This is a genomic window from Frankia sp. QA3, assembly GCF_000262465.1.
GTDB lineage: Bacteria > Actinomycetota > Actinomycetes > Frankiales > Frankiaceae > Frankia.
In genome coordinates, this window is the sequence record NZ_CM001489.1 from 7,255,584 (window position 1) to 7,280,496 (window position 24,913).

21 protein-coding genes are annotated in these 24,913 nt (G+C 72.3%); 15 read left to right on the forward strand and 6 right to left on the reverse strand.

The window, feature by feature from the left end; translation table 11 throughout:
- Positions 1 to 191: 191 nt before the first annotated feature.
- The 3 genes from FRAQA3DRAFT_RS31945 to FRAQA3DRAFT_RS29675 all read left to right on the forward strand — a co-directional run bounded on the left by FRAQA3DRAFT_RS31945 (position 192) and on the right by FRAQA3DRAFT_RS29675 (position 3,250).
- A complete protein-coding gene (locus FRAQA3DRAFT_RS31945; RefSeq protein ID WP_083873708.1) occupies positions 192 to 1,625 on the forward strand; it encodes an APC family permease in 1,434 nt (477 codons plus the stop codon).
- Complete coding sequence (locus tag FRAQA3DRAFT_RS37865) at positions 1,622 to 2,233, forward strand: hypothetical protein (RefSeq protein WP_035921710.1); 612 nt, start codon at positions 1,622 to 1,624, stop codon at positions 2,231 to 2,233. The genes FRAQA3DRAFT_RS31945 and FRAQA3DRAFT_RS37865 overlap by 4 nt, the downstream gene beginning before the upstream one ends.
- A 102-nt stretch (positions 2,234 to 2,335) precedes the next feature.
- Positions 2,336 to 3,250 (forward strand): SDR family NAD(P)-dependent oxidoreductase, encoded by a 915-nt coding sequence (locus FRAQA3DRAFT_RS29675; protein ID WP_009742747.1) that lies wholly within the window; start codon positions 2,336 to 2,338, stop codon positions 3,248 to 3,250.
- A gap of 45 nt (positions 3,251 to 3,295) precedes the next feature.
- On the opposite strand, the gene FRAQA3DRAFT_RS29680 is transcribed toward FRAQA3DRAFT_RS29675, so the two are convergent.
- The gene (locus FRAQA3DRAFT_RS29680) at positions 3,296 to 3,475 is read right to left on the reverse strand and encodes a hypothetical protein (RefSeq protein ID WP_051054510.1); all 180 of its coding nucleotides are present in this window, start codon (positions 3,473 to 3,475) and stop codon (positions 3,296 to 3,298) included.
- A 366-nt stretch (positions 3,476 to 3,841) separates the two neighbouring features.
- On the opposite strand from FRAQA3DRAFT_RS29680, the gene FRAQA3DRAFT_RS29685 reads away from it, so the two are divergent.
- Positions 3,842 to 6,535: a glycosyltransferase gene (locus tag FRAQA3DRAFT_RS29685; RefSeq protein ID WP_009742748.1), complete on the forward strand. Its 2,694-nt coding sequence runs from the start codon at positions 3,842 to 3,844 to the stop codon at positions 6,533 to 6,535.
- Positions 6,535 to 7,989: a radical SAM protein gene (locus FRAQA3DRAFT_RS29690; protein ID WP_009742749.1), complete on the forward strand. Its 1,455-nt coding sequence runs from the start codon at positions 6,535 to 6,537 to the stop codon at positions 7,987 to 7,989. The genes FRAQA3DRAFT_RS29685 and FRAQA3DRAFT_RS29690 overlap by 1 nt, the downstream gene beginning before the upstream one ends.
- On the opposite strand, the gene FRAQA3DRAFT_RS29695 is transcribed toward FRAQA3DRAFT_RS29690, so the two are convergent.
- A complete protein-coding gene (locus tag FRAQA3DRAFT_RS29695; protein ID WP_009742750.1) occupies positions 7,973 to 9,826 on the reverse strand; it encodes a bifunctional diguanylate cyclase/phosphodiesterase in 1,854 nt (617 codons plus the stop codon). The two genes, FRAQA3DRAFT_RS29690 and FRAQA3DRAFT_RS29695, sit on opposite strands and share 17 nt — an antisense overlap.
- Positions 9,827 to 10,135: 309 nt before the next feature.
- Between FRAQA3DRAFT_RS29695 and FRAQA3DRAFT_RS29700 the strand changes: the two genes are divergently transcribed.
- Complete coding sequence (locus FRAQA3DRAFT_RS29700; protein WP_009742751.1) at positions 10,136 to 11,080, forward strand: PIG-L deacetylase family protein; 945 nt, start codon at positions 10,136 to 10,138, stop codon at positions 11,078 to 11,080.
- Positions 11,081 to 11,124: 44 nt separating this feature from the next.
- On the opposite strand, the gene FRAQA3DRAFT_RS29705 is transcribed toward FRAQA3DRAFT_RS29700, so the two are convergent.
- The gene (locus FRAQA3DRAFT_RS29705; RefSeq protein WP_232291822.1) at positions 11,125 to 12,456 is read right to left on the reverse strand and encodes a glycosyltransferase family 4 protein; all 1,332 of its coding nucleotides are present in this window, start codon (positions 12,454 to 12,456) and stop codon (positions 11,125 to 11,127) included.
- Between the two features lie 325 nt (positions 12,457 to 12,781).
- On the opposite strand from FRAQA3DRAFT_RS29705, the gene FRAQA3DRAFT_RS35560 reads away from it, so the two are divergent.
- On the forward strand, positions 12,782 to 12,949 hold the full coding sequence (locus FRAQA3DRAFT_RS35560) for a hypothetical protein (protein WP_009742753.1): 168 nt from the start codon (positions 12,782 to 12,784) through the stop codon (positions 12,947 to 12,949).
- Positions 12,950 to 13,062: 113 nt separating this feature from the next.
- Positions 13,063 to 13,716 (forward strand): hypothetical protein, encoded by a 654-nt coding sequence (locus FRAQA3DRAFT_RS35565; protein WP_009742754.1) that lies wholly within the window; start codon positions 13,063 to 13,065, stop codon positions 13,714 to 13,716.
- A gap of 522 nt (positions 13,717 to 14,238) precedes the next feature.
- Here the strand turns inward: FRAQA3DRAFT_RS35565 and FRAQA3DRAFT_RS29715 are convergent.
- Positions 14,239 to 14,412, reverse strand: a complete 174-nt coding sequence (locus FRAQA3DRAFT_RS29715) for a hypothetical protein (RefSeq protein ID WP_157467776.1) — start codon at positions 14,410 to 14,412, stop codon at positions 14,239 to 14,241.
- Here FRAQA3DRAFT_RS29715 and FRAQA3DRAFT_RS29720 point away from each other — a divergent pair.
- A complete protein-coding gene (locus tag FRAQA3DRAFT_RS29720) occupies positions 14,411 to 14,671 on the forward strand; it encodes a hypothetical protein (protein ID WP_009742755.1) in 261 nt (86 codons plus the stop codon). The two genes, FRAQA3DRAFT_RS29715 and FRAQA3DRAFT_RS29720, sit on opposite strands and share 2 nt — an antisense overlap.
- Positions 14,672 to 14,712: 41 nt before the next feature.
- Here the strand turns inward: FRAQA3DRAFT_RS29720 and FRAQA3DRAFT_RS29725 are convergent, their stop codons facing one another.
- Complete coding sequence (locus FRAQA3DRAFT_RS29725; protein WP_009742756.1) at positions 14,713 to 15,912, reverse strand: amidohydrolase family protein; 1,200 nt, start codon at positions 15,910 to 15,912, stop codon at positions 14,713 to 14,715.
- 324 nt (positions 15,913 to 16,236) lie between these two features.
- On the opposite strand from FRAQA3DRAFT_RS29725, the gene FRAQA3DRAFT_RS29730 reads away from it, so the two are divergent.
- From FRAQA3DRAFT_RS29730 to FRAQA3DRAFT_RS29740, 3 genes are all read left to right on the forward strand, one after another.
- Positions 16,237 to 17,538 (forward strand): winged helix-turn-helix domain-containing protein, encoded by a 1,302-nt coding sequence (locus tag FRAQA3DRAFT_RS29730; RefSeq protein ID WP_009742757.1) that lies wholly within the window; start codon positions 16,237 to 16,239, stop codon positions 17,536 to 17,538.
- Between the two features lie 120 nt (positions 17,539 to 17,658).
- Entirely contained in the window at positions 17,659 to 18,285 is a 627-nt protein-coding gene (locus tag FRAQA3DRAFT_RS29735; protein WP_009742758.1) for a VOC family protein, read from the forward strand.
- Between the two features lie 7 nt (positions 18,286 to 18,292).
- The gene (locus FRAQA3DRAFT_RS29740; RefSeq protein WP_009742759.1) at positions 18,293 to 18,619 is read left to right on the forward strand and encodes an NIPSNAP family protein; all 327 of its coding nucleotides are present in this window, start codon (positions 18,293 to 18,295) and stop codon (positions 18,617 to 18,619) included.
- A gap of 25 nt (positions 18,620 to 18,644) precedes the next feature.
- Here FRAQA3DRAFT_RS29740 and FRAQA3DRAFT_RS29745 read toward each other — a convergent pair whose 3' ends face one another.
- Positions 18,645 to 19,841: a PrpF domain-containing protein gene (locus tag FRAQA3DRAFT_RS29745; protein WP_009742760.1), complete on the reverse strand. Its 1,197-nt coding sequence runs from the start codon at positions 19,839 to 19,841 to the stop codon at positions 18,645 to 18,647.
- 171 nt (positions 19,842 to 20,012) lie between these two features.
- On the opposite strand from FRAQA3DRAFT_RS29745, the gene FRAQA3DRAFT_RS29750 reads away from it, so the two are divergent.
- The 3 genes from FRAQA3DRAFT_RS29750 to FRAQA3DRAFT_RS29760 are packed head-to-tail and all read left to right on the forward strand — an operon-like array spanning position 20,013 to position 24,905.
- Positions 20,013 to 22,148, forward strand: coding sequence for an acetate--CoA ligase family protein (locus tag FRAQA3DRAFT_RS29750; RefSeq protein WP_009742761.1), 2,136 nt, complete (start codon positions 20,013 to 20,015; stop codon positions 22,146 to 22,148).
- A gap of 20 nt (positions 22,149 to 22,168) precedes the next feature.
- A complete protein-coding gene (locus tag FRAQA3DRAFT_RS29755) occupies positions 22,169 to 23,314 on the forward strand; it encodes an alpha/beta hydrolase (protein ID WP_009742762.1) in 1,146 nt (381 codons plus the stop codon).
- A complete protein-coding gene (locus tag FRAQA3DRAFT_RS29760; protein ID WP_035921715.1) occupies positions 23,295 to 24,905 on the forward strand; it encodes a class I adenylate-forming enzyme family protein in 1,611 nt (536 codons plus the stop codon). Before FRAQA3DRAFT_RS29755 ends, FRAQA3DRAFT_RS29760 begins: the two co-directional genes overlap by 20 nt.
- Positions 24,906 to 24,913: the final 8 nt, after the last annotated feature.

A 24,913-nucleotide genomic window follows, 5' to 3' on the forward strand; every position in this document is an offset into this window, starting at 1 on the left:
GTTAGTAACCGGTGATAATCCCCCCTGGCGTCCGAACGGTGTTTTCCGGGGCGAAGTAATCAGCAGGCCGGCGCGAACCGTACGCGGTGCCGTCAGCGTGGCGTGAGAAAACGCGGGGTCGGCGTTAGCATCCTGGGCGAGATTGCCGCACCGCGCCCGCGGCGGGGGCGCGGCGGGGGCGGAGCGACGCGATGGCCGGTGACGTGGCGCGGCGGCTGCTCGTGGGCCGCCCGATGCGCAGTGAGCGGCTGGCCGAGACCGAGCTGCCCAAGTGGCTCGCCCTGCCGGTGTTCTGCAGCGACCCGCTGTCGTCGGTGGCGTACGCGACCGAGTCGATCCTCGTCGCGCTGGCCGCGGGCGGGCTGACGCTCTACCACACCACCCCGTACATCGCGGCCGCGGTGGCGCTGACCCTGCTGGTGGTCGTCACCTCCTACCGGCAGACGGTGCACGCCTATCCGAACGGCGGCGGTGCCTACGTCGTCGCCTCCGAGAACCTGGGGCGCACCGCGGGGCTCGCGGCGGCCAGCGCCCTGCTCGTCGACTACGTGCTCACCGTGGCGGTGTCCGTCGCCGCCGGCGTCGGCAACATCATCTCGGCGGCGCCGGGCCTCGCGGGCGACGCGCTGCCGATCGCGCTCGGGTTCGTCGCCCTGCTGATGCTGATGAACCTGCGCGGGGTGCAGGAGTCCGGACGGGTCTTCGCGATCCCGACGTACGGGTTCATCCTCGGCGTCTACGTGATGTTCGCCTGGGCCGCCTACAAGGGCCTCGCCGGCCAGCCGATGCGCGCCGAGACCGCCGACTACCGGCTCCGGGCGACCAGCTCCACGACCGGCGTCCTCGCGGTGCTGCTGATCCTGCGCGCCTTCGCCAACGGCTGCACGGCGCTGACCGGCGTGGAGGCGATCAGCAACGGCGTGCCGGCGTTCCGGCGGCCAAAGAGCCGTAACGCGGCGCTGACCCTGTCCGCGATGGCGGCGCTGGCGGTCACGATGTTCGTCGGCATCACGATCCTCGCCCTGGTCAGCGACGTCCACATGGCGGGCAGCCCGACCGACTACGTCGGGCTGCCCCCGGGGACGGCGGTGCCGACCGCCATCTCGCAGATCGGCGCGGCGGTGTTCGGCAAGACGTTCTTCTTCTACTGGAACACCGTCTTCACCGCCGGCATCCTCATCCTGGCCGCGAACACGGCGTTCAACGGCTTCCCGGCGCTCGCCTCGATCCTCGCCCGCGACCGGTTCCTGCCCCGCCAGCTCTATAACCGCGGCGACCGGCTCGTGTTCAGCAACGGCATCGTGCTGCTCGCCGTCGCCGCGGGGCTGCTGCTGCTCGCCTTCGACGCCGACACCCAGTCACTGATCCACCTGTACATCATCGGTGTGTTCGTCTCGTTCACCCTCAGCCAGGCCGGCATGGTCCGGCACTGGCAGCGCAAACTGGCCGCCCCCGAGGGGGCCGCCGTCGGGGGGGCCGCCGTCGGGGGGGCCGCCGTCGGGGGGCCGCCGTTGGCGGGGCTGCCGTCGGGGGAGCGGTCGCGGACGTCGCGGCTCGGCGGCACGTCCGCCGCTCCCAGAGCATCAACGCGGTCGGGGCGACCGTCACCGCGCTCGTCCTGGTGATCGTTCTGGCCAGCAAGTTCCTCGAGGGCGCCTGGATCGTCGTGGTGGCGATGCCACTGCTGTTCGCGCTGATGCGGGGCATCCGCCGGCACTACGACCGGGTCGCCGAGACGCTGCACGTGCCCGATCAGGTCCGGCTGATCCGCCCGAGCCGCAACCATGTGATCGTCCTGGTCTCCCGCCTGCACATGCCGACCGTGCGGGCGCTGTCCTACGCCCGGGCCCTGGCCCCGAGCGACCTGGAGGCCGTGACGGTCGCCGTCTCCCGCGAGGAGGCGCAGGCCCTGCTCGAGGACTGGGAACGCCACGGCATCGACGTCCCGCTGCGGATCCTCGACTCGCCCTTCCGGGAGATCACCCGCCCGGTGCTCGGACACGTGCGCTCGCTGCGCCGCGCCAGCCCGCGCGACGTCGTCACCGTGGTCATCCCGGAGTACGTGGTCAGCCACTGGTGGCAGCACATCCTGCACAACCAGAGCGCCCTGCGGATCAAGACCCGGCTGCTGTTCCAGCCCGGCGTGGTCGTGATCAGCGTGCCGTGGCGGATCGACCGGCCGCCCCCGGACACCGCCGTGCCCAGCGGCCAGTCCGCCACACCGGGGCGATGACCTGGGGGCCGGCCGCCGACGGCGCCCCTCAATAGTTAGATCATAGGATGTGACCTGTGTCGCGGGTGACTCTCTGTGTGTAGATGAAGCCTGGAGGAGCAGATGACAGCAGCACCGGATGACGCCGCGAGGTTATCGGGCATCTCCAGCGCATCGCCGCCCGCCGAGCCCGCCGTCGACCCGGCCGGCGCGCCGGCGCGGCAGCGGGATGCGGCGGTCGGGGGGCGCTTCGCCGGGACGGTCGTCCTGGTCACCGGCGCCGGGCGGGGGCTCGGCCGCACGATCGCCGAGGAGTTCGCCGTCGAGGGCGCCACGGTCGTCGTCGCCGCCCGGACCGCCCGCTACGGCGAGCGCACCGTGCGGGAGTTCCGCGAGCGGGGACTGTCGGCCTCCCTGGTCCTCGGTGACCTGGCCGAGCGGGCCGACGTCGCGAGGATGTTCGACGAGGCGGTCGCCCGGCACGGGGCGTTGGACGTGGTCGTCCACAGCGCCGCCGACAACGCCCAGGGCCTGCTCGCCGAGATCGACGACGACGCGCTCGACTACCTGCTGCGCAGCAACGTCTACGCGTTGCACTGGATCACCCGGGCGGCGGTGCCGCACCTGAGCCGGTCGAAGCTCCCCGGGCGGATGATCTTCATCTCGTCCGGTGCGGCGAACCGGGTCTTCTCGCCCGGCCTGAACGCCTACGGCTCCACGAAGGCGTATCTGGAGTCGTTCGCCCGCGGCCTGGCCGGCGAGCTCGGCCCGCTCGGCGTGCGGGTCAACGTCGTCGGACCCGGCCTGACCGTGACCGAACGGATGCTCGGCCACCTCACTCACGCCCAGGCCGACGCGCTGGCCAGCACCTACCCGCTCGGCCGCGCCGGCCTGCCCGAGGAGATCGCCGCGGCGGTCCTGTTCCTTGCCTCGCGGGAGGCGTCCTACATCACCGGCGCATCCCTGCTCGTCGACGGCGGGGCGAGCATGGTCCCCTTCCCGGCCCGCGGTGCCATGAACGACTCCGCCGGCCACTGACTCTGCCGGCCACTGACTCCGCCGGCCACTGACCCGGCCGGATGGTTACAGATTCCTTTCCCTCCGGTCAGCCATGGGAAGACGGACCTCGGTCAGGAAGAAATCGTCGATCCTGCGCACCACCTCGGTGAACTGATCGAGATTGGCGGGTTTGGTGACGAAGGCGTTGGCCTGCAGGTCGTAGCAGGCGGCGACATCCGCCGCCGCGGCCGATGCGGTGAGCACGACGGTGGGGATCGACCGTGGACTGAACCTCCTCGCGCCCGAATCCTGCCTTCATTCGTGCACGTAACACCATTTCTTTGGAAGCCGCCGCCGGCTCCGGGGTGCCGAGGGGCTCGGGTGGCCTGCTTGGGGGGCGGTGCCCGTCCGGGTTCGCCCCGGACCGGGAGTGTCCCGCGTGAACCGGAGGCGAGAACGCCGCCGGAGATTCTCGTCGGCGGTGGGAAAGCGGTCGGCTCCGGGTATAACCAGAGCCGCCGGCGACCAGCGGATCGGAAAGGCAGCCGATTTCCGGGTGGCGCCGCGTCGCGGTCGGCTGCGCTGGCTTCTCTCGCGCCGCGGACCGCGGCCGGCGAGAAAAAGCGGGGTGTGGCAGTGGGATGCGGCGAACCGGTCCTCTGGGGAATCTCCTTCGACGCGACCCCCATCTCGGGCGTGGTGGTCGAGTTCGTGAAGACCGCCCGGATTCTCCACCAGCGCGGCTACCGCGTCCACCTTGATCTCGGGTATGACGTGAAGGCCGACAAGAACGCCTTCTTCCAGCCCTATCGCGACGAGGCCGCGTTGTTGCCGGACTGGGTCCGACTGGCCCGGATCGACGGTCTCGACTCCGTGCCGGGATATGACGCGGATTTCGTGACGGCCGTGTTGCGGGAGGTGGTCCAGACCGGTGACGAGCGGCTGGCGTCGCGGATCGAAAAGGTCGCCGAGCAGATCAGCCGCCGTATCGTCGCTACCTGGCGGCGGCTCGGAGTCTCGTTCGTGCTGGTGGAGAACGGCACACTGCCGGAGAACATCACCTACACCCGGGCGCTCTACCTGGCCATCGAACGGTACGGGCGCGCCGAGGGGCTCGGCCGGTTCGTGTTCTGGCGTGACCACGATCTGATGTGGCAGAGCGAGCCGGGCGCGGACAAGTACGGCTCCTTCCCCTACCCGCACGCGGTCGCCCCCGTGGACTCGCCGCACATCCAGTATCTGGTGCAGCACGCCGAGGCCCGGCGCCGGATGCTGCACTGGCGGCCCGGCCTGCGCAACCTCGCGGTGCTGCCGAACACGTTCAGCGCGCCGCCGGCCGTCGTCGACGAGCACAACGCCGGTTTCCGTCGGGCCTACGGCATTCCGGCGCAGGCGCTCCTCATCGCCCGGCCCACCCGGCTCATCCCGCAGAAACGGATCGACCGCGACATCCATCTCCTCGCGGCGCTGCTCGCCCGTCCGCGGCTGCCCGCCGACGTCCACCTGTTCGTCACCGGCGACCGGGCGGAATCCCCGGCCGAGTACGCGCGTCTGGCCGGGCTCGCCCGGCGGCTGGGGGTGGCCGACCGGGTCGTGTTCGGTGGCTGGCTCGCCCCGCATTCCGGTGAGGTGGGCCGGCCGGCCGGGGGCGGCTACTCCGTGGGGGATCTGTTCGCCCACGCCGACCTGGTGTCGTTTCTGACCTCCGGCGACTACGAGAGCTACGGCAATCCGATCGGGGAGGCCATCGCCGCCGGCGTCCCGTACATCACCACCGGCTACGACCTGTACGACACGGTGTACGGCAGCGCGGGATTCCGGGCACCGGTGATGGATCTCGCGGCCGGCGACCTGCCGACCCCGGATTTCGTCGACGCCGTCGCGGACCTGCTGGTCGACGCCGAGACCCGCCGGCGGACCGTCGCCGTCAACCACCGGCTCGGCGCCCGGCGTCTCGCCCGCAACCGCCGTCAGGCCGAGGCCCTGCTCGACGGGATGGCCGGGCTCGACGGGATGGCCGGGCCGGCGCTGGCGCCGCGGCCCGGGCCGATGGACGCCGGCGTCCGGATGAGCGTCGTGCTGCCGGTCTACAACGAGGCCGCGAACCTGCCGGCGGTGCTGGCGTCCCTGTACGACCAGTGCCGCGACGACGGGGCGCCGCTGCGGGACAGGGCGCCGTACGAGGTGGTGATCGTCGACAACAACTCCACCGACGCCACCGTCGACGTCGCCCGCCGGTTCGCCGCCGCGCACCCCGATCTCCCCCTCCAGGTGATCCACGAGGACGAGCAGGGGGTCGCCTGCGCCCGCCGGGCGGGCATGCAGTTCGCGGTCGCGCGCAGCCGGGCCCGGCCCGACGCCGAACCGGCCCGGCGTTTCTACCTGGTCTCCGCGGACGCGGACTGCCGCGTCGACCCGACCTGGCTGTGGGAGCTGTTCGTCGCCATGGAGGCGGGCAAGGCGGCGATCGGGGTCTGCGACTACTACTACCGCGCCGACCATTTCGCCGGCCGGCCGCGGTTGTGGGACGCGATCGAACGCACCCTGCGCTGCCGCTCGGTGACCTTCCGCCTGTTCGGGGGATTCCCCGACGGAAAGGGCTTCGCGGTCGAGCGCGGCGCCTACGAGAAGGTCGGCGGGATCGAGATCTTCTACCAGGTGCAGGACGGCCGGTTCGTCCCGCACCTGTCCGACGACTGGGATTTCGGCATCTTGGTGCGGGGATCCGGGGAGGAGATCGTGTACGCCCCGAGATCGCGGGTCCAGATCAATCCCCGGCGGGTCGACCACGCCCTGGCCGAGGTCATCGCCGGGCGGGCGTACGGCCACGGCGGGACGATCGTGATGCGCGACATCCGGGACCCCGACCTGACCGCCGACCGGGCTCGGGACCTCACCGCGGCGCAGGCGCGCCAGGCGTGGGAGTTCTCCGTCAAGGACTTCACGCCGAAGAACACGATCCTGCCCGTGCTGCTCACCCCGTCACTGCTCGACGACGACGCCGTGGCGGCGTTCTTCACGCCGTCGTTGGCCCGGCGGCTTGGCCGGCGCATCGCCGAGATGACCGACGAGATGCGTGTCGTCGACCTCACCCCGATCCACGCCTACAAGACACCGAGCTACCGGTTGTACTTCGAGTTCGCCGAGGAGATCTTCGCCCGGCTGCGGGCGACGGCCGGGGCGGACATCGGCCGTCCGCCGCCGCTGCCGGCCTGCCTGCGCGAGGTTCCCGCCCACCGTTTCCGGGAGTTCGTCCGCTACTACTGCGAGGACCGGGAATCGGGCGCGGCGCACGACTACTTCGGCAACGGCGGGGTGTTCTGATGACCATCGTCGGCGAGAACGCGGAACTGGCGTCCCTGCGGGAGCTCGACCCGTCGTATCCGGTTCCGACGGTGCTGTCCGTGCTCGGCGCGGCGGAGAACCGGGAACTGCTGGACTACGTCGCCCGCGACCCGTTCGGCGCGCACGTCTTCCCGGGCGATCTGGCCGACCATCCGCCGGAGCGGTTCCTCGCCGATCTCACGGAGCAGCTCGCCGACACCGCGCCGATCCACCTGTGGTCCTACATTCCGACCTGCTCCTATCGCTGCCGGTTCTGCCAGTACCCGACGGTGCTGGTCACGGGCGAGCCCGCGGTGGCGGCGGACCGGGCCGCCCGGTGGGTGGACCTGAACATCGCCGAGGCCCGGCTCTGGCTCGACCGGGTGCCCACCCTGGCGGACGCGCCGGTCGGCGAGTTCAACGTCTTCGGCGGCACACCGTCCCTGCTGCCCGCATCCGCCATCCGGCGGCTCATCGGGTTCTACCGGGAGAACTTCGGCTTCACCCCCGACACCGCGATCCGTTTCGAGGGCGATCCGAGCAGCCTCACGACCGAGAAGCTGGAGACGCTCGCCGAGCTCGGCGTCACCAAGCTGTCCTGCGGCGTGCAGTCCTTCGACGACCGGGTCCTGGCGCAGTCCGGCCGGCCGCACACCGGCGCGCGGTGCGTGGAGTTCATCCGGGACGCCCAGCGGCTCGGCTTCGGCTGGATCAGCGTCGACCTCATGTACGGCCTGCTGGACCAGACCGTCGACAGCGTCCGCCACGACCTCGACGTCATCGTCGACACCGGGCTGACCGCGGTCGTCTGCACGAAACTCCACCTGCGGCCGTACGCCGAGACGCGGACCGGGGTCGCCGGGGAGCGGCCGGCGGCCTGGCAGATCCCCGCCTACCGGGACCGGCTCGCCGCGGCCGGCCACCGCTGGCCGACCCTCGGCGAGCAGTACCAGATGCGCGAGGTGCTCACCGACGGGCTGGCCAGCGCCGGCTACGTGGAGCATCCGACCATGTACTTCGCCCGCGCCGGCCGCGGCCCCGAGACCTGGAAGTCAATCATGGTGGATCAGGATCGGCAGGAGGCCGAGGTGGCGATCGGACTCGGCGGCAGTTCCAGCTGCCGCGCCTCGGAGGCGATCACCGAGGTCGCCTGGGGGCGCTACACCGCGGCGGTCGAGGCCGGCCGGCTGCCCCTGGCGTCCGCGACCTCCTTCTCGCCGGCCGCCCGCGAGTCCCGGGCGGTCCGGATGGCCCTGTCCACCCTGCAACCACTGCGCGACGGCCTGCACCGGGACCGTTTCCCCGGCAGCTCCCTGCTCGCCGAGCCGTGGAGCGGCCACTTCCGCGCGTTGGCGGACCGCGGGCTGGTCTGCGTCGACGAGGCCGCCGGGACGGTGTCGCTCACCCGGGACGGCCGCACCCTGGTCGAGGCGATCATCAACACCGTCTGGTGAGTTCGGCCTCCGCCGGACGCATGATCGCCGCGAGCGCGGTGAGCTCCAGCATGGTCAGGTGGTTCGCGGTCGGAGGGTGGTTCGTGGTCGGAGGGTGGTGCAGGTCGTCGGTGTGGGCGAGCTGGTTCATGAGCCGGGCGCGCATGGACGTGTCGTAGGCCGTGCGCTGCCCCGGCCCGGCACGTTTCGCGGCGTACATGGCGATGTCGGCGGCGTCCAGCAACTGTTCGCCGTCCTGCAGGTCCGGGCCGGACAGGGCCAGGCCGATGCTGCCGCTCAGCACGAACGAGTGGTCGCGCAGCCGGTTCGGCGACTCCAGGGCGGTGAGGACCCGGTCGGCGATGGCCTCGAGGTCCGCGATGCCGTCCACGTTCTCGCACAGGACGGCGAACTCGTCGCCGGCGAGCCGACCCACCACGTCACCGGGCCGCACCGCCCGCCCCAGCCGGGTGGCGGTGGCCCGGAGCACCTCGTCGCCGGCCTGGTGGCTCAGGGTGTCGTTGACCGCTTTGAACCCGTCCAGGTCGATGAAGAGCACCCCGACCCGTCTGTCGTCGTGGTGGGCGCGGCGCAGCGCCCGTTCCAGGCGATCGAGCAGCGCGGTGCGGTTCGGCAGCCCGGTGAGCCCGTCGTGGAGGGAGCGATAGCGGATCTCGCTCTCCATCTGGAAGCGGATGGCCGCCGAGCCGAGCACCGCGGCGACGGAATGGAGAAACCGGGCGTCCTGATCGGTGAGCGGGCCCGCGCCCGACGGCCGCCGGACCTCGATCATCGCGAGGATTCTGTCGGCTCGCCCGACGGGGACCGTCAGACTGTCGACGCTCACAGTGGTATCGACGCCCGCAGTGGTACCGACGCCCGCAGTGGTATCGACGCCCGCAGTGGTATCGACCTGCGTCGGGTCGGTGGGGGGCAGCTCGGGCGGTTCGCGTCGATCCTCGCGGGCGAGCAGGCCGAGCCGCTCTCCGTTCTCATCCAGCTCGTAGGCCTGCACGAGGTCGGCGCCGAGATGGTCGGCCAGCGCCGTCACCGCGTGCTCCCACAACGCGGCCGGGGTCTCGGCCTCCAGCGCCCGCTGGCCGAGGTCGGCGATGAGCGCCTGCTCGGCGGACCGGACCCGCAGGCTCGCCAGCGCCTGCTGTCGTTCGGTGATGTCGGTGGCCACCGCGGCGACCGACCCCACCTCGCCGCCGCCGCCCGGGATGGGCACCAGATGCACGTCGAGGCAGCGCCCGAACGCCTCAATGATCTCGTGGACCCGCTCCCCGCCCAGCGCCCTGCGCATCATCGAGATCGCCTCGGGGAGATCGGCGAACGTCGTGAAGACGGAGGACGCGCGAGCCTCCGACAACCCCGCCGCGGCCTCCGGGTTCGCTATCCCCTCGCTGACCAGGACCCGTCCGTTCCGGTCCGCCAGGAACATCGACACCGGGGTGTTCTCCACCACGAGCCGGAGCCGGTCGTGCGCCGCGATCTCCTCGGACACGTCCTGGAGAGTGGAGAGGAAGTACTCGCCGCCGTCGGGATCGGTCAGCAGCGCGATGGTGGACAGGACATGCACGATGGTGCCGTCCGGCCGCAGCACGCGGAGCATCATCCGGGTCCTGGGCTGCCCCGTCGCGAGCCGTAGGCGGGCCTGCGCGGTCCAGCGTTCCCGGTCCTCCGGGACGGCGACGTCCTCCCAGGTCAGACCGATGACCTCGGACTCGGGGCGGCCGAGGACGGCGCAGGCCGCCGCGTTGGCGCGCCGGATGCGATGGTCCCGCGCGCCGGTCTCGGTGACCGCTATGTCCAGCACCTCGAAAAGGTCCGGACGCTCCCCCTGCGTCACGACCACTCACCCACTCAGCCCACGACCGATCCAACGGGCCTTGTACCCCGAACGTGCCCATGGTAATCAACCAGGCACAATCCGCATCACTGGCGAAGATGTCGGCGGTAAGCCGTTGGTCAACAGGGGTTGACCAGTTTCACGTTCGCCGGCTGCCGGCGGGGAGGTCGGAGACGCTCGCTACAGTGATCACGGGCGGAGATCGGGGTCGAGGCGTCTCGTATTCCCGGCGGAGGCCGAGCTCCGGCCGGGTCACTCTGTCGCACGGGAAGACTGGTCGCACGGGAAGACTGGTCGCACGGGGAGACTGACGGGATGGATGTGGCGAAGGCGGTCCGCCAGGTGATTCCGGGCGATCCGGAGACGGCGCGCGACCGGGTGATGGTGCCGGCGCGCTCGCTGTGGCGCAGGGCCTGGACCCGGCGCGGCATCGACATCACCTCGTCCATGGCGACGAAATCCTGTCTCGTCGTCGCCCCGCATCCCGACGACGAGACGTTGGGATGCGCGGTGGCCATCCTGCGCAAGCGGGCCGCCGGCACCCCGGTCACGGTGGTGATCGTCAGTGACGGTTCCCGCGGGGAGCCGGCGACGCTGCCGCCGGCGGAGTTGATCGAGGTGCGCAAGGCGGAGACCCGCCGGGCCTGTGCCCTGCTCGACGTCGACGAGTCCGATGTGCTCTTCCTCGGCTTCCCCGACGCCGAGCTCACCGACCGGGTGGAGGCCGTCGCCGCGCGGCTCGGCGAGCTCATCGGGACCCTCGCGCCCCAGCAGATCCTGGCGCCGACCTCGTGCGAGGGGCACCCGGACCACGACGCGACCAACGAGGCGGTGCGCCGGGCGGTGGCGACGACCGGGTACCGCGGCCAGGTGCTCGAGTACACCGTCTGGTTCTGGACGCACTGGCCCTGGACCCTGGGGTACGGGACGGCGGGCTGGTCGGCGCAGCGGCTGTTCGTCCAGCCGGTCCACCGGTTGCGGGAACACCGTCCGCTGCTCGTGGACGCGCGCGGCTTGCGGGCGCGCCAGCGCAGGGCCCTCGCGGAGCACGCCACCCAGGTGGGGGAGGGCGATGCTGGGCCCGACGTCGCTGGGTCTGACGTCGCTGGGCCCGAGGCCGCCGCTCCGGTGACCGGCTCCCTGCTCGCGACCCTGGAGAGCCCGTACGAGGTCTACGTCGACGCGGGGGCGCTGCGCCACCTCGACTTCGAACGGCCGTGGCGGTCCGGCCCCGACCGGCGCGGTGAGCCCTCGGGCTGACCGGTGCCGCCACCACGACATCCGGTCAGCCCGCGGGTGTCACCTCAGTGCCGGGGGGCGGTCCAGTGCCGGCGCCGCTCCCCGGACAGGTCGGGGTAGAGGTCGCCGGCGGCCGGGGGGCTCGACCGGCGGCGCTGCTGCGGCAGGTTCCGCGCCCCGAAGTGCGCGATGGCGCGCCGGTAGACCTCGACCTTGCGGCGGGCGATGGCCTCGGGTTCGAGCTCGACCACGCCGAGACGACCCCGGGCCCCGAACGCGCTCGCCCGCGCGGGGTCGAGCAGGAACGGCGCCAGCGCGTCGGCCAGCGGCGCCGGATCGCCGGCCGGAACCGAGCACCCGGCCTCCCACCGCTCGACGAAGGGCGCGACCCCGGCCTGGTTCGTGGTCACCACCGGCCGCCCGGCCGCCATCGCCTCGGCGGCGACGATCGAGAAGCTCTCGAAGCGGCTCGGCACGGCGACGACCCGGGCCCGCCGATAGACCTCGTGGAGCTGGGAACCGGACAGGTGGCCGGTGAACTCCACGTCCAGCCCGAGCTGAAACGCCCGGCGGGCCAGCCACTCGCCCGAGGCAATCCCGTCGATCTCACCCGCCGAGCGCCCCGCGAGCACCAGCCGGTGCGACACCCCAGCCGCGCGCAGGCGCACCGAGGCGTCGAGCAGGACGTCCACCCCCTTGAATGCCTCGAGCCGGCCCACGACGGCGATGGTGGGCGTGGTGTCGGCGACGTCGGGGATGCCGAGCCACGGCTCCGCGTCGAAGGGGTTGGGAATCACCTCGACCTCACGGTCACCCAGCCAGCCGCGCTCCCGCAGCGTGTCGACGAGCAACTGCGACGGGGAGGTGACCACGTCGGCCCGGCCTGCCGAGATCCGGTCCAACCGGTCGGCGAACAGACCCTTCGCCCCGATCTGCTGGCCCGAGAGCCGGACCGTGAGCATGGTCGGGCAGTGCAGGTGAATGGCCAGCGGCACCGAGCGGCGTGCGGCCTGGATCAGGGCACGGGTCTCCCCGTCCTGCGTCTCGATCACGTCCGGTCGCAGCCCGAGCTGGCGGGCCCACAGGCTGTAGGACAGCGGGAGGCTGGCCCGCAGCGTCAGCGAGTCACGCGGGTACAGCGGTCCCCGGAGCTGGGTGCCGAGCCTTCCCAGCGCGCGGCTGACCGGCACCCGCAGCAGCGGCCGGCGGTGGACGTGCACCCCGTCCTCCACCGAGTCGACGACCCGGTACCCCTGCGCGCACAGCACGTGGACGTCATGGCCGAGCCGCGCGAGCGCCGTGGCCAGTGCCGCCGTATAGGTACCCGCACCGTCCCAGACGACGGGCGGGTACTGCTCACAGAAGAAGAGAATGCACAGCCGCTGTAAAGAGAGCAAAGACTCCGCCACGTGGTGTCCCCGATTCCGCCGTGCCGTAACGAGAGAGTGTGAAGAATGTCGCCAATACGTTACTTCGCGGATGGGCCGCACGTCTGTACGGTCCCGTGATTCCGGGGAGTTTGAGGGAAACTTAAGGTAACGAGTCGGCGCTGGTGCCCCGGTGGTGCCGGTGGCGGCGGTCGTGGGGTGGGCCCCTGCGCGGCCGCGGTTGTTGACCAGGCAAAACTTGACTATCGCGTAAGGGTCGAGTGCCCGCGCTGTCCGGCGGGACGTCAGGCCGGAGGTCGAGACTTAATTACGTCGAAAACGGGAGCAATGCTTCTTGCGTGTCCTCATCGCCGAGACGGTCCTGCCTGCGGCGGAGTCCCCGCTGGTCCACCTGCGCCGGATGATCGTCTCGGTGTGCCCCGGGCTCCTCGGGGCGCCCCTGAACATGGGAGTTCAGACGGGTATCGGCTCCTGCCGGGTGTTGCCGCTGCGGATCTGGTAGACCCCGAGTCCGATCTCCTCGGAGTCCCGCGTGATTCGCTCGACCCATTCCACCGGCCAGCGGGTCGAGGCGGTCCACTGCACGCCTTCCAGCCAGACATCTGTCAGGTCCAGGTGGCGAAGGTCAGCGGTAAGGAACTCGTCCCGAGCACGGCAGACCGCGTTGACGGCACGCCCCCGGGCGCCATCGTCTTCGACGATGGCAGGGAGAAGGTCGCGGACGCGGCTGAGGACGGCGCGGAGGTGGTGTCCGTGAGTTCCCGTGCCGTCGAGCAGTGCCTGGGTCCGATCAAGAACGGCGAGGACTGTCGCTTCACCTTCCGGTTCCGGCGGTCCCAGTGCGCGGGCGAGGGTGCGGGTGCGGACGCGGGCGCGGGTGAGATCGAGGGCGATGGCGCGGGCGAGGACGATGGCGAGGTCAAGGTCGCCGGCTTGGTCGCGGTAGAGGGCAAGATCGCGGGCGCGCTGGAGGTCGCGGGCGTGGTCGTAGGCGTGGTCGAGGTCGAGGTCGAAAGCTCGGGCTCTGATGCTGTCTACGCCTACATCGCGCGACGGGCTGCTGAGCTTGCGGGCGAGGTCCTCCAGGGCGTCGCGGGCGTGGAGACGGGTGAGGGGGTGAGCTCGCAGAGGACCGTGGCCAGGTCGTCGACGGCGTCGTCCGACCAGATATCCCATCGGGTCGGTGGCAGTCCGCGGATGCCTCTGCTCGCGCACAGTGCGAGGACGTCGCCGCGGCGGATCCACGCTCGCAGGACCTGGAAGCCGTAGCCGGCGAGCCGGTCGGCGACCCGCTCATACAGCGGCCCGGTGAACCCGTCCTCGACCAGACGGCCGAAGAGGGCCGCGTCCGGGCCATGACCGGCCCCGCAGGGCGGCGATGAAACCGGCTCGGCCCCCGAGAGCTGGGTCATCGCGTTCCGGCCACCAGTCGTACGTAGAGCACGGCACTCACCTCCGGGTCACAGGGCGTCGTCGTCCTGGGTCCTTCTATGCCGGCCCGCCGCCGTCACCCCACACGGCCGACGGACGCCCGGAGGCGGACAGAATCATGCCGAGGGCTAGTCACGGTTTCTCGGCCCAAAACCGTGCTGAGGCCTCGGCACGATGTGGCCGTTATCTGGCCGGGAAGACGAATGCCTGCCTGCCGGGCGGCAGCAGCGCGATCCGGTGCCGGTGCTCTACTCGCCGACCGCCTACGACCAGGAAACACATAGGACTCACTCGTCCGGGGATGATCAGGGGTGCGGGCGTCCGGCTGTGGTCGGCCGGAGCGTCGGAGCTGCGATCCCTCTAGGGATGATCAAGGGCATCATGGTACTGGTACTGGTACTGGTACTGGTGCAGGTCACGGGGGCGCGGAGCGGGGTGAGTCCGGGCGATCTTACGGCGGGCCGGCGGTGATGCAAGTGCGCAGGTCATGGTGCTGTGGGGGTCGACCATCCCGCGCGCATAGAAGTCGAACATGAACACCCCGCCTCGGCACCCGAAGCCCGAGCCTCCGTACCGGATCGTCGAGCAACCGCTGCTCCCTCTGCGCACGGCGGTGGTCCTGCTCCTCGCCGTTGTGGCCGCGACAGCCGCCGGAGGATTGTCCTGGCTGGCTCGGTCCGGCGTGCCCACCACGGCGATGACCGTGATCGGCGTGTTCGGTGCGGCGATCACCTTCTTCGACCGCCACCTCGAACACACCGCGGTCGTCAGGACCACCCCGGAGGACCGGTGACGCCTTCTCGTGTGCGGCGAGCGCGACGCCCGCGGCACCGGTCAGGGGCGGTCGAGGTCCAGGTCGAGCATGCGGATGGCGTTGCCTCGCATGATCTTGTAGATCTCGTCGTCGGGGACGCCCGCCATGAGCCGCTCGGCCACCTCTCGGGTGTTCGGCCAGGTCGAGTCGGTGTGCGGGTAGTCGGTCTCGAAGGTGATGTTGTCGATGCCGACGTCGTGCCGGGACCGGACGCCGAAACGGTCGTCGAAGAAACAGCCGAAGATGCGGTTGTGGTAGTAGTGCGACGGCGGCTCGGGCAGGCCCCCGTCGCCGAGCCAGGAACGGGCGTCGCGCCACTTGGCGTCGATCCGCTCCAGCAGGAACGGAATCCAGCCGATCTGCGACTCGGAATAGGCGAGCTTCAGGTTCGGGTAGCGCACCATGAGGCCCGACCAGAGATAGTCGGACATCGACGCCATCGCATTGTTGAAGGCGACGGAGGCGTTCACCGCGTGCGGTGCGTCCGGCGACGTCGACGGCATGCGCGAGGACGACCCGATGTGCATGCACACCACGGTGCCGGTCTCGTCACAGGCCTCGAAGAACGGGTTCCAGTAGCCGGAGTGGATGCTGGGCAGGCCGAGGAACGGTGGGATCTCGCTGAACGCCACGGCCCGGGTGCCGCGGGCGGCGTTGCGCCGGACCTCCGCCGCCGCGAGGTCGGCGTCCCACAGCGGGACCAGGCACAGCGGGACGAGCCGCCCGCCGGAGTCGCCGCACCATTCCTCGACCATCCAGTTGTTGTAGGCCTCGACGCAGGCCAGGCCGAGCTCGCGGTCGCTGGTCGCCTCGTGGAACGTCTGGCCGCAGAACCGGGGGAACGTCGGGAAGCACAGCGACGCCTCGACCCAGTTCACGTCCATGTCCTCCAGCCGGGCCTTCGGGTCGTAGCAGCCCGGCCGCATCTCGTCGTACGTGATCGAGGTCAGCGACATCTCCTCGCGGGCGAAACCGACCGCCGCCGTGGTGCGCTTCTGGACGAAGACCAGATCCTCGAAGACCCAGCAGTCCGCCGGTCGCCCGCTCGGGTCGAAATCGTGCGCGTACTTGGGGCCGGGCCCGACCACCCGGATACCGGCGACCCCGCGACGCTCGACGCGGGGGCCGCGTTCCCGGAACTTCGCGGGCAGCCAGCTCTGCCACAGATGGGCCGGCTCGACGACGTGGTCATCGGTGCTGACGATCATCGGGAGTTCCATGCGCGCCTCGCAGCTGTCCGGACCGGCGGATGAGCGTGAACGTAACGACGGCAAGATGTCGCTTACCTGTCTAGCGCACAATCCGCTATCCGGATAAAACACGCCTTGTCGGCATTAAAAGCATGACCGTTCCCGGCCCGTCCTCTCCTCGCGGAACGCTGACAATCGAACGGGGAGTCGGATATCGTCCAGCATCCACAGAGTGACACGCGACACATGACCCATCGCAATTCGTGCACTTCGCGACCCATGGCACCGCGACCCATGGCACGCGGCGCGGGACGGGTGGTGGGTGCCCGACCGCCGCCGCGAGAGGAGCTGGACATGCGGGCAGACACGCAGCAGCAGCGAGCAGGGGACGCAGGTGCCGAACTGCGCCGGGAGGTGCGCCTGGACGGCCCCGTCGTCGTGGTGGCCGACGGCGCCCGGCCCGACGCCGAGTCGCTGGCGCTCCTGGCGGGCCGCGAGCGGTGGCGGCTGGTCGAGGCAGGGGGAGCGGACGCCGCCCGCCGCGCCACCTCGCTGCGCAAGGCGTCGCTGGTCGCCATCGTCACCGACGACCCGCGGTTCGCGGTCGAGGTGACCCGCGCGATGCGTCGCTCCTGCGACGCCCCGATCATCGTCGTGGGCGACCTCGACCCGATGATCCGGGTGCGCGTGCTCACCGACGGGGCGGACCTGGCCCTGCCGACCGGGCTGGACCAGTCCGCCCTGGGGGCGCAGATCATCGCCCTGCTCCGCAGGGTCAGCGACACCTGGGAGCCGACCGTGCGTTACCTGAGCGCCGCCGAGCTGCACGTCGACCTGTGGGCCCGGACCTGTCTGCTCGACGGGGCCGAGCTCAACCTTTCGCCCACCGAGTTCCGCCTGCTCGCCTACCTGATGCGCCACCCGCACCGGGCCCTGCCGCGGTTCCGGATCGTCCGCACGCTGTGGGGCAGCGCCGGCGGGCCGGGCGACACCAACGCCCTGCGTATCCAGATCTCCCGGCTCCGTCACAAGATCACCGTTGCGGGTCGGCCGACGCCGCTGATCCGCGCGGTGCGCGGCGTCGGGTACGAGTTCACCGAGAACGTCCTGGAGATGGGCGACGACGTCAGCGGCGCCGCCGCCCGGCTCAGCTCGCTGACGATGCCGCGCACGGTCCTCGACATCGCCCGCCGGCTGCCCCGCGGCTCGCAGGCCGCGGCGGCGGAGTTCCTCACCACCACGCTGGTGACCAGTGCCGCCTGCGACGCCGCGGCGATCTTCCGCCGCGGCGGCGGGCTCATGCATCTGGTCGCCGAGCGGGGCAACACCGCGCGGTGGCGCGAGCTGATCGCGGGCGGCGTGCCCTTACGCTCCAGCTTCGCCCAGGTCCACGCGTTCGAGACCAACCAGCCGACCCAGATCGCCGACATCGTCGGCGGCTCGCACGGCTACCGCGAGACCACCCGGGCGCTGGCGGCCGACGGCTTCCACAGCTGCCTGTTCGTCCCGATCTTCAGCGGCTCCACCGCCTGGGGCGGGCTGGGCCTGGCCAGCCGGTCGCGCCGCCCGCTCGACCCAGCCGTCACGACCTTCGGGGTGGCGATCGCCGCGATGTTCTCCCTCGTGATCCGGCCGGTGTCCGAACTTGCGGGATGACGGCACTCGCGGGATGACGGCACTCGCGGGATGACGGCGGGCCGGCGGTTCACCGGGCGGGCGATCGAGCGTCAACCGACATCTTCCCGGCGGTAGCGTCCCGCCCGAGGAGGACGATCGATGACTTTCACGAATTCCCGGAGCAGGGTCGTTCCCGCACCGGTCCGGGCCGCCGACGCGCACGCGCCGACCCGCCTGAGTCACCTGGCCCTGGTGACGCGCGACGCCGCCGCCACCACCGATTTCTACAGCACCGTGATGCGGATGGAACTCGTGGCCGCGGTGATGCACGAGCGGGTGCCGTCGACCGGAGACACCATGCCCTACCTGCACATCTTCTTCCGGATGCAGGACGGGTCGACGGTGGCCTTCTTCGAGGTTCCCGACCTGCCCGCCGCGGGGCCGGCGCCCCATCCGGCCCATGACGTCTTCCGCCACATCGCCCTCGAGGTGCCCACCACCGACATGGTGGACGAATGGAAGGAATGGGTGCGGGGCCACGGCGTCGACGTTCTCGGCCCGGTCGACCACACCATCATTTACAGCATCTATTTCTACGACCCCGACGGTAACCGGCTCGAAATCACCACGCCGTTGGTCGCCGACTGGAACGACCGGTCGACCCAGGCCCGCCGGGCGCTCGAGGCGTGGACGGCGACGAAGGAGCGGGCCCGGCGTGACGGCACCGAGGTGTCGGCCGCGCTGCACGACCTCGTCGTCGCCTCCGAGCCGACCACGTTCGACTGAGCCGCCGATGCTGTACGAACTGCGCCGCTACGAGCTGTTCGGCCACAACCGCAACGCCCTCTACGACCGGTTCGCCGACCACACCGTGCCGCTGTTCGACCGGCACGGGTTCCGCCAGGTCGGCTACTTCGAGACGGTCATCGGCGCCGGCCCCGACCTCACCTACCTGCTCGCCTGGGACAGCCTGGACGAACGCCAGCGGGCCTGGGCGGACTTCCACGAGGACCCGGAATGGGGCGAGGTGCGCCGGCGCAGCACCGCCGAACACGGGCTGCTCGTGGCGAGGACCCACAGCAGCATCCTGCGCCCCCTGCCGTTCTCCGACCTGCGATGACGGCGTCCGGTGGGAACGAGCCGGCTCAGCCCGGCAGGTAGGCGGTCCCCGCCAGCAGCCGGCGGGCGGTGCGCAGCACGCCGACCGACACGATCTCCCCGCCGTCCTCGGGGTTCGTCCCGTCCTCGCGGTTCGTCCCGTCTGAAGTGCGGACGGTCACGGTCAACGCGCCCTTGGGGTGCGTGATGCGGACCGAACCGGGGTCGCCGCGCCGGGCGTAGGCGAACGGCAGGGTGCCGGCGGTGCGGGCGGCGGCGGCCGCGCACAGCGCGGTGGTGATCGGACAGGCGTGGTGGGCGCGTCCCAGGGACGTCGCCCGGACCACGAGATCGGCCGCCCCCGGCCCCTCCTGGGCCGCGACTCCCGCGCCGGGCGCGGTCCGGCTCGCCTCCGGCGGCGGGGAGACGATGGTGAGCCGGGGCAGGACGGGGGAGCGGACCGCGGCCTCGGCCTCGTCGGCCGCGAGCCCGATGCGGGCGGCGCCGGCGGCGCGGATCGACTCCAGCCGCGCGAGCAGGCCCGGCGCGGCGTTGAGCGTCGCCGGTGCCTCGTCGCCGCGCAGCCCGAGGTCGGCCGCCCGGACGAACACGATCGGCGCCGCCAGGTCCACGATCGACACCTCGATGGGGTCGCCGACGCTCGGCGCGAGCACGTCGCGCGGCTCTCCGGTCGGCAGCAGCGCACCGGTGACCGGTCCCGACGGGTCGAGGTACTCGGTCAGCACCGCCAGCCCCGTGGTCGGCATCCCCGCGCCCCGCGCCTCCTCCCGCCAGTCGCCGAGAGGGTGCGGGGCCGGCACGACGGCGTCGATGCGCTGCCCCACGTTGCGGTTGAACATCCGCACCAGGCCGGGTCGGGCGTCACCAGCCAGCAGGCCCTCCTGGAGGGCATACACCGCCGCGGCGGCAGTGAGGTTCCCGCAGTTGCCGGCGTAGTCGACGATCGGACGCTCGATGCCGACCTGGACGAACAGGTAGTCGATGTCGCAGCCCGGATGCTCGCTCGGCCGGACCAGCACCACCTTGCTGGTGCTCGAATGCGTCCCGCCGAGCCCGTCGAGCTGCATCGGGTCGGGCGAGCCCAGCAGGGCCAGGAGCGCCCGGTCCCGCTCGGGCCCGGGGCCGGGCAGCGCGTCGTCGGTGACGAACACGCCCTTGCTCGTCCCGCCACGCATGAGGACCAGCGGTATCGCGGTGCCCGTGGTGCCCGTGGTGCCCGTCATCCGTCCCTCCGTTCGGCGCGATGCCGATGCTAGGGCGCCGCCGGCCCGGCGGCGCCGGTCTCGGCGGCGCTGGCATCGAACCGAAAGGGTTCCGCACGTACCTTGCCGGTGCGGGAAGCAGGGCTGAAGCAGGGCTGGGGCTGAAGCAGGGCTGGGGCTAAGGAGGAGGACGTGGCGGGGTCGCAGACCGGGGCGGGTTCGCTGGCCAGGTTGTTGAACCCGGCGTCGGTGGCCGTCGTCGGTGTGAGCGAGCGGCGCCCGATGTCCAACGTCGCCGTCGGCCACCTGCTCGCCGCGCCCGTCGAGCTGCACCTGGTCAGCCCGCGCCACGCCACCGCCTACGGGCGGCCCACGGTAGCCAGCCTGCGGGCGGTCGGCGGGCCGGTCGACGCCGTGCTCAGCCTGGTCGGCGCGGCGGGGTCGGTGGGCGTCGTCGAGCAGGCCGCGCAGCTCGGGTGCGGCGGGGTGGTCGTCGTGGCCAGCGGGTTCGGCGAGGCCGGCGACGAGGGCCGCGAGCGCCAGGAGCGGCTGGCCCGGGCCGCGGCCGGCGCGGCCCTGCCGGTGTGCGGCCCGAACTGCACCGGCCTGGTCAACGTCACCAGCGGGGTGTCGCTGTTCACCGGGACGGCGGTGGCGGTGCCGGCCGGCGGGGTCTCCCTGGTGTCCTCCAGCGGGTACCTGATGCGCGCGGCGATGGCGGCGGCCCGCGAGCGTAACCTCGGCCTGCGCCTGGCGATCTCGGCCGGCAACGAGGCGGTGACCGCGTTGGCCGACTACCTGGACTTCCTCGTCGTCGATCCGCTCACCCGCGTCATCACCGTCGTCATCGAGAAGCTGCGCGACCCGGCGTCGTTCTTCGCCGCGGTCGAGCGCGCCCGGGCGGCCGGCAAGCCCGTCGTCGTGCTCAAACTCGGCCGCAGTGAGCGGGCGCGGGCCATCGTGCGCTCGCACACCGGGGCGCTGACCGGCGAGAGCTGGGTGTACGACCTCGCGTTCCGCGCGGCCGGGGTCGTCGACGCCCGCGACGTCGACGACCTGATGGACCGGGCGGCGATCCTGGCCCAGCTCCCCGCGGACCGGCTGCGTCCGGTCGAGCGGATCGCCGTGATCGCCTCGTCGGGCGGCGTCGCCGCCCTGGCCTCGGACGTGCTGGCCTCGGATGTGCTGGCCGGCGGGGACGTCGAGACGCCGGAGCTGACCGAGATCGCCGACGAGGTGCGCGCGATCATCCCCGGCGCCGACGTCGTGAACCCGCTCGACCTCACCGGCTTCACCATGGCCCGGCGCGAGTCGCTCGACGCCGTGCTGCGGACCTACCTCGACGCCGAGGCGCTCGACGCCGTCGTCATCACCTGGTGGCTCGACGAGGAGGACCGCGAGCGGGCGGAGGTCCTGCTGGGCCCGGCCCGCGAGGCGGCGAGCCGGGCCGGCAAGCCGGTCGTCCTGACCACCGCGCAGCAGTCGCGGCTGGGCTCGTGGACCGCGACGGCCGGCGGTCCCGGCCTGGCCTTCGCCCGCGGGCTGGGCGGAGCGGTGCGCGGCCTCGACGCGATCACCCGGCACCTGTCGGCCCAGCCCCGGGCGCGCCGCACGGGCCCGTCGCGCCCGATCCCCCCGCCGCGGCCGGGCGACGTGGTGCGAGGCGACGCCGGGCCGATGCTGTCGTTCGCGGCGACGATGACCCTGCTGGCCGAGCGTGGCCTTCCCGTCGCGCCGTGGGTGGTCCTCGACGATCCCGCCGACTGGCCTCCGGACGGTGCCCTCGGCGGCTGCTCGCCGCTGGTCGTCAAGCTGGCCGACGTCGCGCACCGCACCGAGCTGGGCGCGGTCCGCCTCGGCGTCACACCCGGGGAGGTGGCCGCGGTCGCCGCCGAGCTGCAGGCGATCGCCGCGGCACACAGGGTGCCGCGCACCGTCGCCGTGCAGGGCCAGGTCGCCGTGCAGGGCCAGGTCGGCGGCGGCGAGGCCTTCGTCGGCTACCAGGCCCGCACCGACCTCGGCCCGGTCGTCGTGGCCGGCCTCGGCGGCATCCTCGTCGAGCTGACCCGTGCGGTCGTCGGCCGGCTGCTGCCGGTGGACGGCCTCGACGTCGAGTCGATGGTGGACGAGCTCGGCGGGGCGACCGTCCTGCGGGGGCTGCGAGGATCGGCCGGCTGGGACCGGGCGGCGCTGGCGACGGCGGTGCTGGCCGTCGCCAAACTGGGGGCGGCCGGTGCGGGCTGGGTCGGCTCGATCGACGTCAACCCGCTGATCTGTTCGCCGTCGGGCTGCGTGGTGGCCGACGCGCTCGTGCTCGTCGAGGACTGAAGTCGCGCAGGGAGGTCGCCGTGCCGTTGCCAAGCGGGGTCGAGCGGGAGCTGGTGGAGATACCGATTCCGCCGTCCGGGCGGGTGGACGTGTTCTCGGGCGTCGCCCGCCTGTCCGGGGCGATCTGGGCGTCCGAGGTGCGCCCGGCGGGCCCCAGGCCCCGCACGGCCGTGCTGATCGTGCACCCGACGGCCAACTTCCTGGGTCACTACGCGCTGGGAACGCTCGCCGAGCTCGGCGTCGCCGCGATCGGGCTCGCCACCCGGTACGTGGGCAACGACGCGAACCTCAACGTCGAGAACTGCCTGCTCGACATCGGCGCCGCGATCGGGACGCTGCGCGGGCGCGGCTACTCCCGGGTCGTCCTCGTCGGCAACTCCGGTGGCGGCTCGATCGTCCCCTATTACCAGGCGCAGGCCGAGCGGCCGACGGTCGTGGCGCCGCCGGGCGGTGTCGGCCCGGACCTCACCCGCGCCGCGCTGCCGCCGGCTGACTCGATCGTGCTGTTCATGGCCCATCCCTCCCGCGCCCGGGTGTCGATGGAGTGGCTCGATCCGGCGATCATCGACGAGTCCGCGCCGTTCGGCCGGGACCCGGAGCTCGACGCGTTCGACCCGCGCAACGGGCCGCCGTTCCCGGCCGAGTTCATCGCCCGCTACCGCGCCGCCCAGCTCGCCCGCAACCGGCGGATCACCGCGTGGGCGCGGGCGCAGCTACGCCTGGTCACCGCCGAGGGGCACTGGCCGGCGGGGCTGGACGACCTGGCGTTCGTCGTCCACGGCACCAGTGCCGACCTGCGTTTCCTCGACCCGACCATCGACGCCAGCGACCGGACGATCGGCAGCACCCTGTGGGGCCGTCCCGAGATCGCCGACTACCTGCCGGCCGGGCTCAACCGCTACACGACGCTGCGGTCGTGGATCAACCAGTGGTCGATCGACGACACCTTCGGCGACGCCCTGAGGTGGCTGCCGAACCTGACCACCCCGACGCTGGTCGTCGGCGGCTCGGCGGACACCGGCTCGCCGCCGGTGGTCCTCGAACAGCTCCACGACGCGATCGGGCCGGCGAAGAAGGACTACCTGCTCATCGAGGGGGCGACGCACTACTTCGAGGGCCGGCCGGACCTGCTGCGCGCGGCGTGCGATGCCATCGCCACCTGGTGAGCCCGCCGCCACGTTCAGCGCGGCCTGGCGGCGCGCGGTGGCCGGGCGGGGCGAGCATCCGTTCCTGATCTGGGAGTCCTCGGACGGGGCGGTGACGACGTGGTCCTACGCCGAGTTCGACCGGCTGACCCGACGGGTCGCGGCCCGGCTGCGCGCCGCGGGCCTGCGCGGCGGCGGCGCCGTCCATCTCGCGCTGGCCAACTCGCCGGCCTTCGTCGCGGTGTGGCTGGCCGCCGTCGGCCTCGGCGCGCACATCGTGCCGGCCGACCCGGCGGCCACCGCCCCGGAGATCGCCGGGCAGCTCGCCCGGACGAGGGCCGTGGTCGGGATCTGCTCGCCGCGGCGTCAGGCGGTCTACGCCGAGGCGGCCGGCGCAGGTTCGGGCCTCGCCGTGTTCGCGGTCGACGAGGACGACGTCGAGCTGGCAACCCTGACCGGCGCCGGAGCCGGGGAGGCGCCGCGGGCCGGCGACCCCGGTGTGCCGGACCCCGGTGTGCCGGAACCCGGTGTGCCGGACCCCGGTGTGCCGGGCCCCGGCGCGACTGCCGCGGTCCTGTTCACCTCCGGCACGACCAGCGCCCCGAAGGGCGTGGTGATCACTCAGGCCAACTACGCCTTCGCGGGCGCCACGATGGCGGCGGCGGCCGGGCTGGGGCCGGCGGACCGCCAGCTCGTCGCGCTGCCGCTGTTCCACGCGAACGCCCAGTACTACTCGTTCGCCGCCGCCATCGCCGTCGGGGCGAGCGTCGCGCTACTCAGCTCCTTCTCGGCGTCGCGGTTCCTCGCGCAGGCCGCCCGGCACCGGGCGACGCACGCGAGCCTGTTCGCGGCACCCATGCGGATGATCCTGGCCCGGGGAGCCGAACGGCGCGACGACCTGGCGCTGCGCCACGTCTGGTTCGCCCAGAACGTGACCGCCGACCAGTACGAACGGCTTTCGGCCCTGCTCGGCTGCCGTCCCCGCCAGCTCTACGGGATGACCGAGACGACCGCGGCGGTCCTGACCAGCCGGCCCGGCGAGGCCCGCCCGGACACGATGGGCCGCCCGACACCGGGCTGCGCCGTACGGCTGAGCCGGCGGCCCGACGGCGGCGAGCGGGAGCCGGGGGAGGTCGGCGAGCTGCTGGTCGGCGGCGAGCGGGGTGTCCGGCTGTTCGGCGGGTACCTCGACGACCCCGAGACCACCCGGCGCGCCTTCGTCGACGGCTGGCTGCGCACCGGCGACCGGGCCTACCGGGACGCCGCCGGCGTGTACCACTTCGCCGGGCGCGACAACGAGACGCTGAAGGTGGCTGGCGAGAACGTGTCGGTGGTCGAGGTCGAGGCGGTCGTCGCCGAGCATCCCGGCGTGCTCGAGGCGGCGGTCGTCGGCCGGCCCGACCCGGTGCGCGACGAGGTCCCGGTCGCCTACGTCGTCGCCGACCCCCGCGGCGCGGCCCCCGGCGCCGGGGAGCTGGCCGAGTGGTGCCGGCGCCGGCTGAGCCCGGTCAAGCGTCCCCGGGAGTTCGTCCTCGTCGACGAGCTGCCGCGGACCTCCGTCGGCAAGATCCGCAAGTTCCTGCTGCCCCCGGACGCCGCGTCCGGCTCGTAACTTCGGCT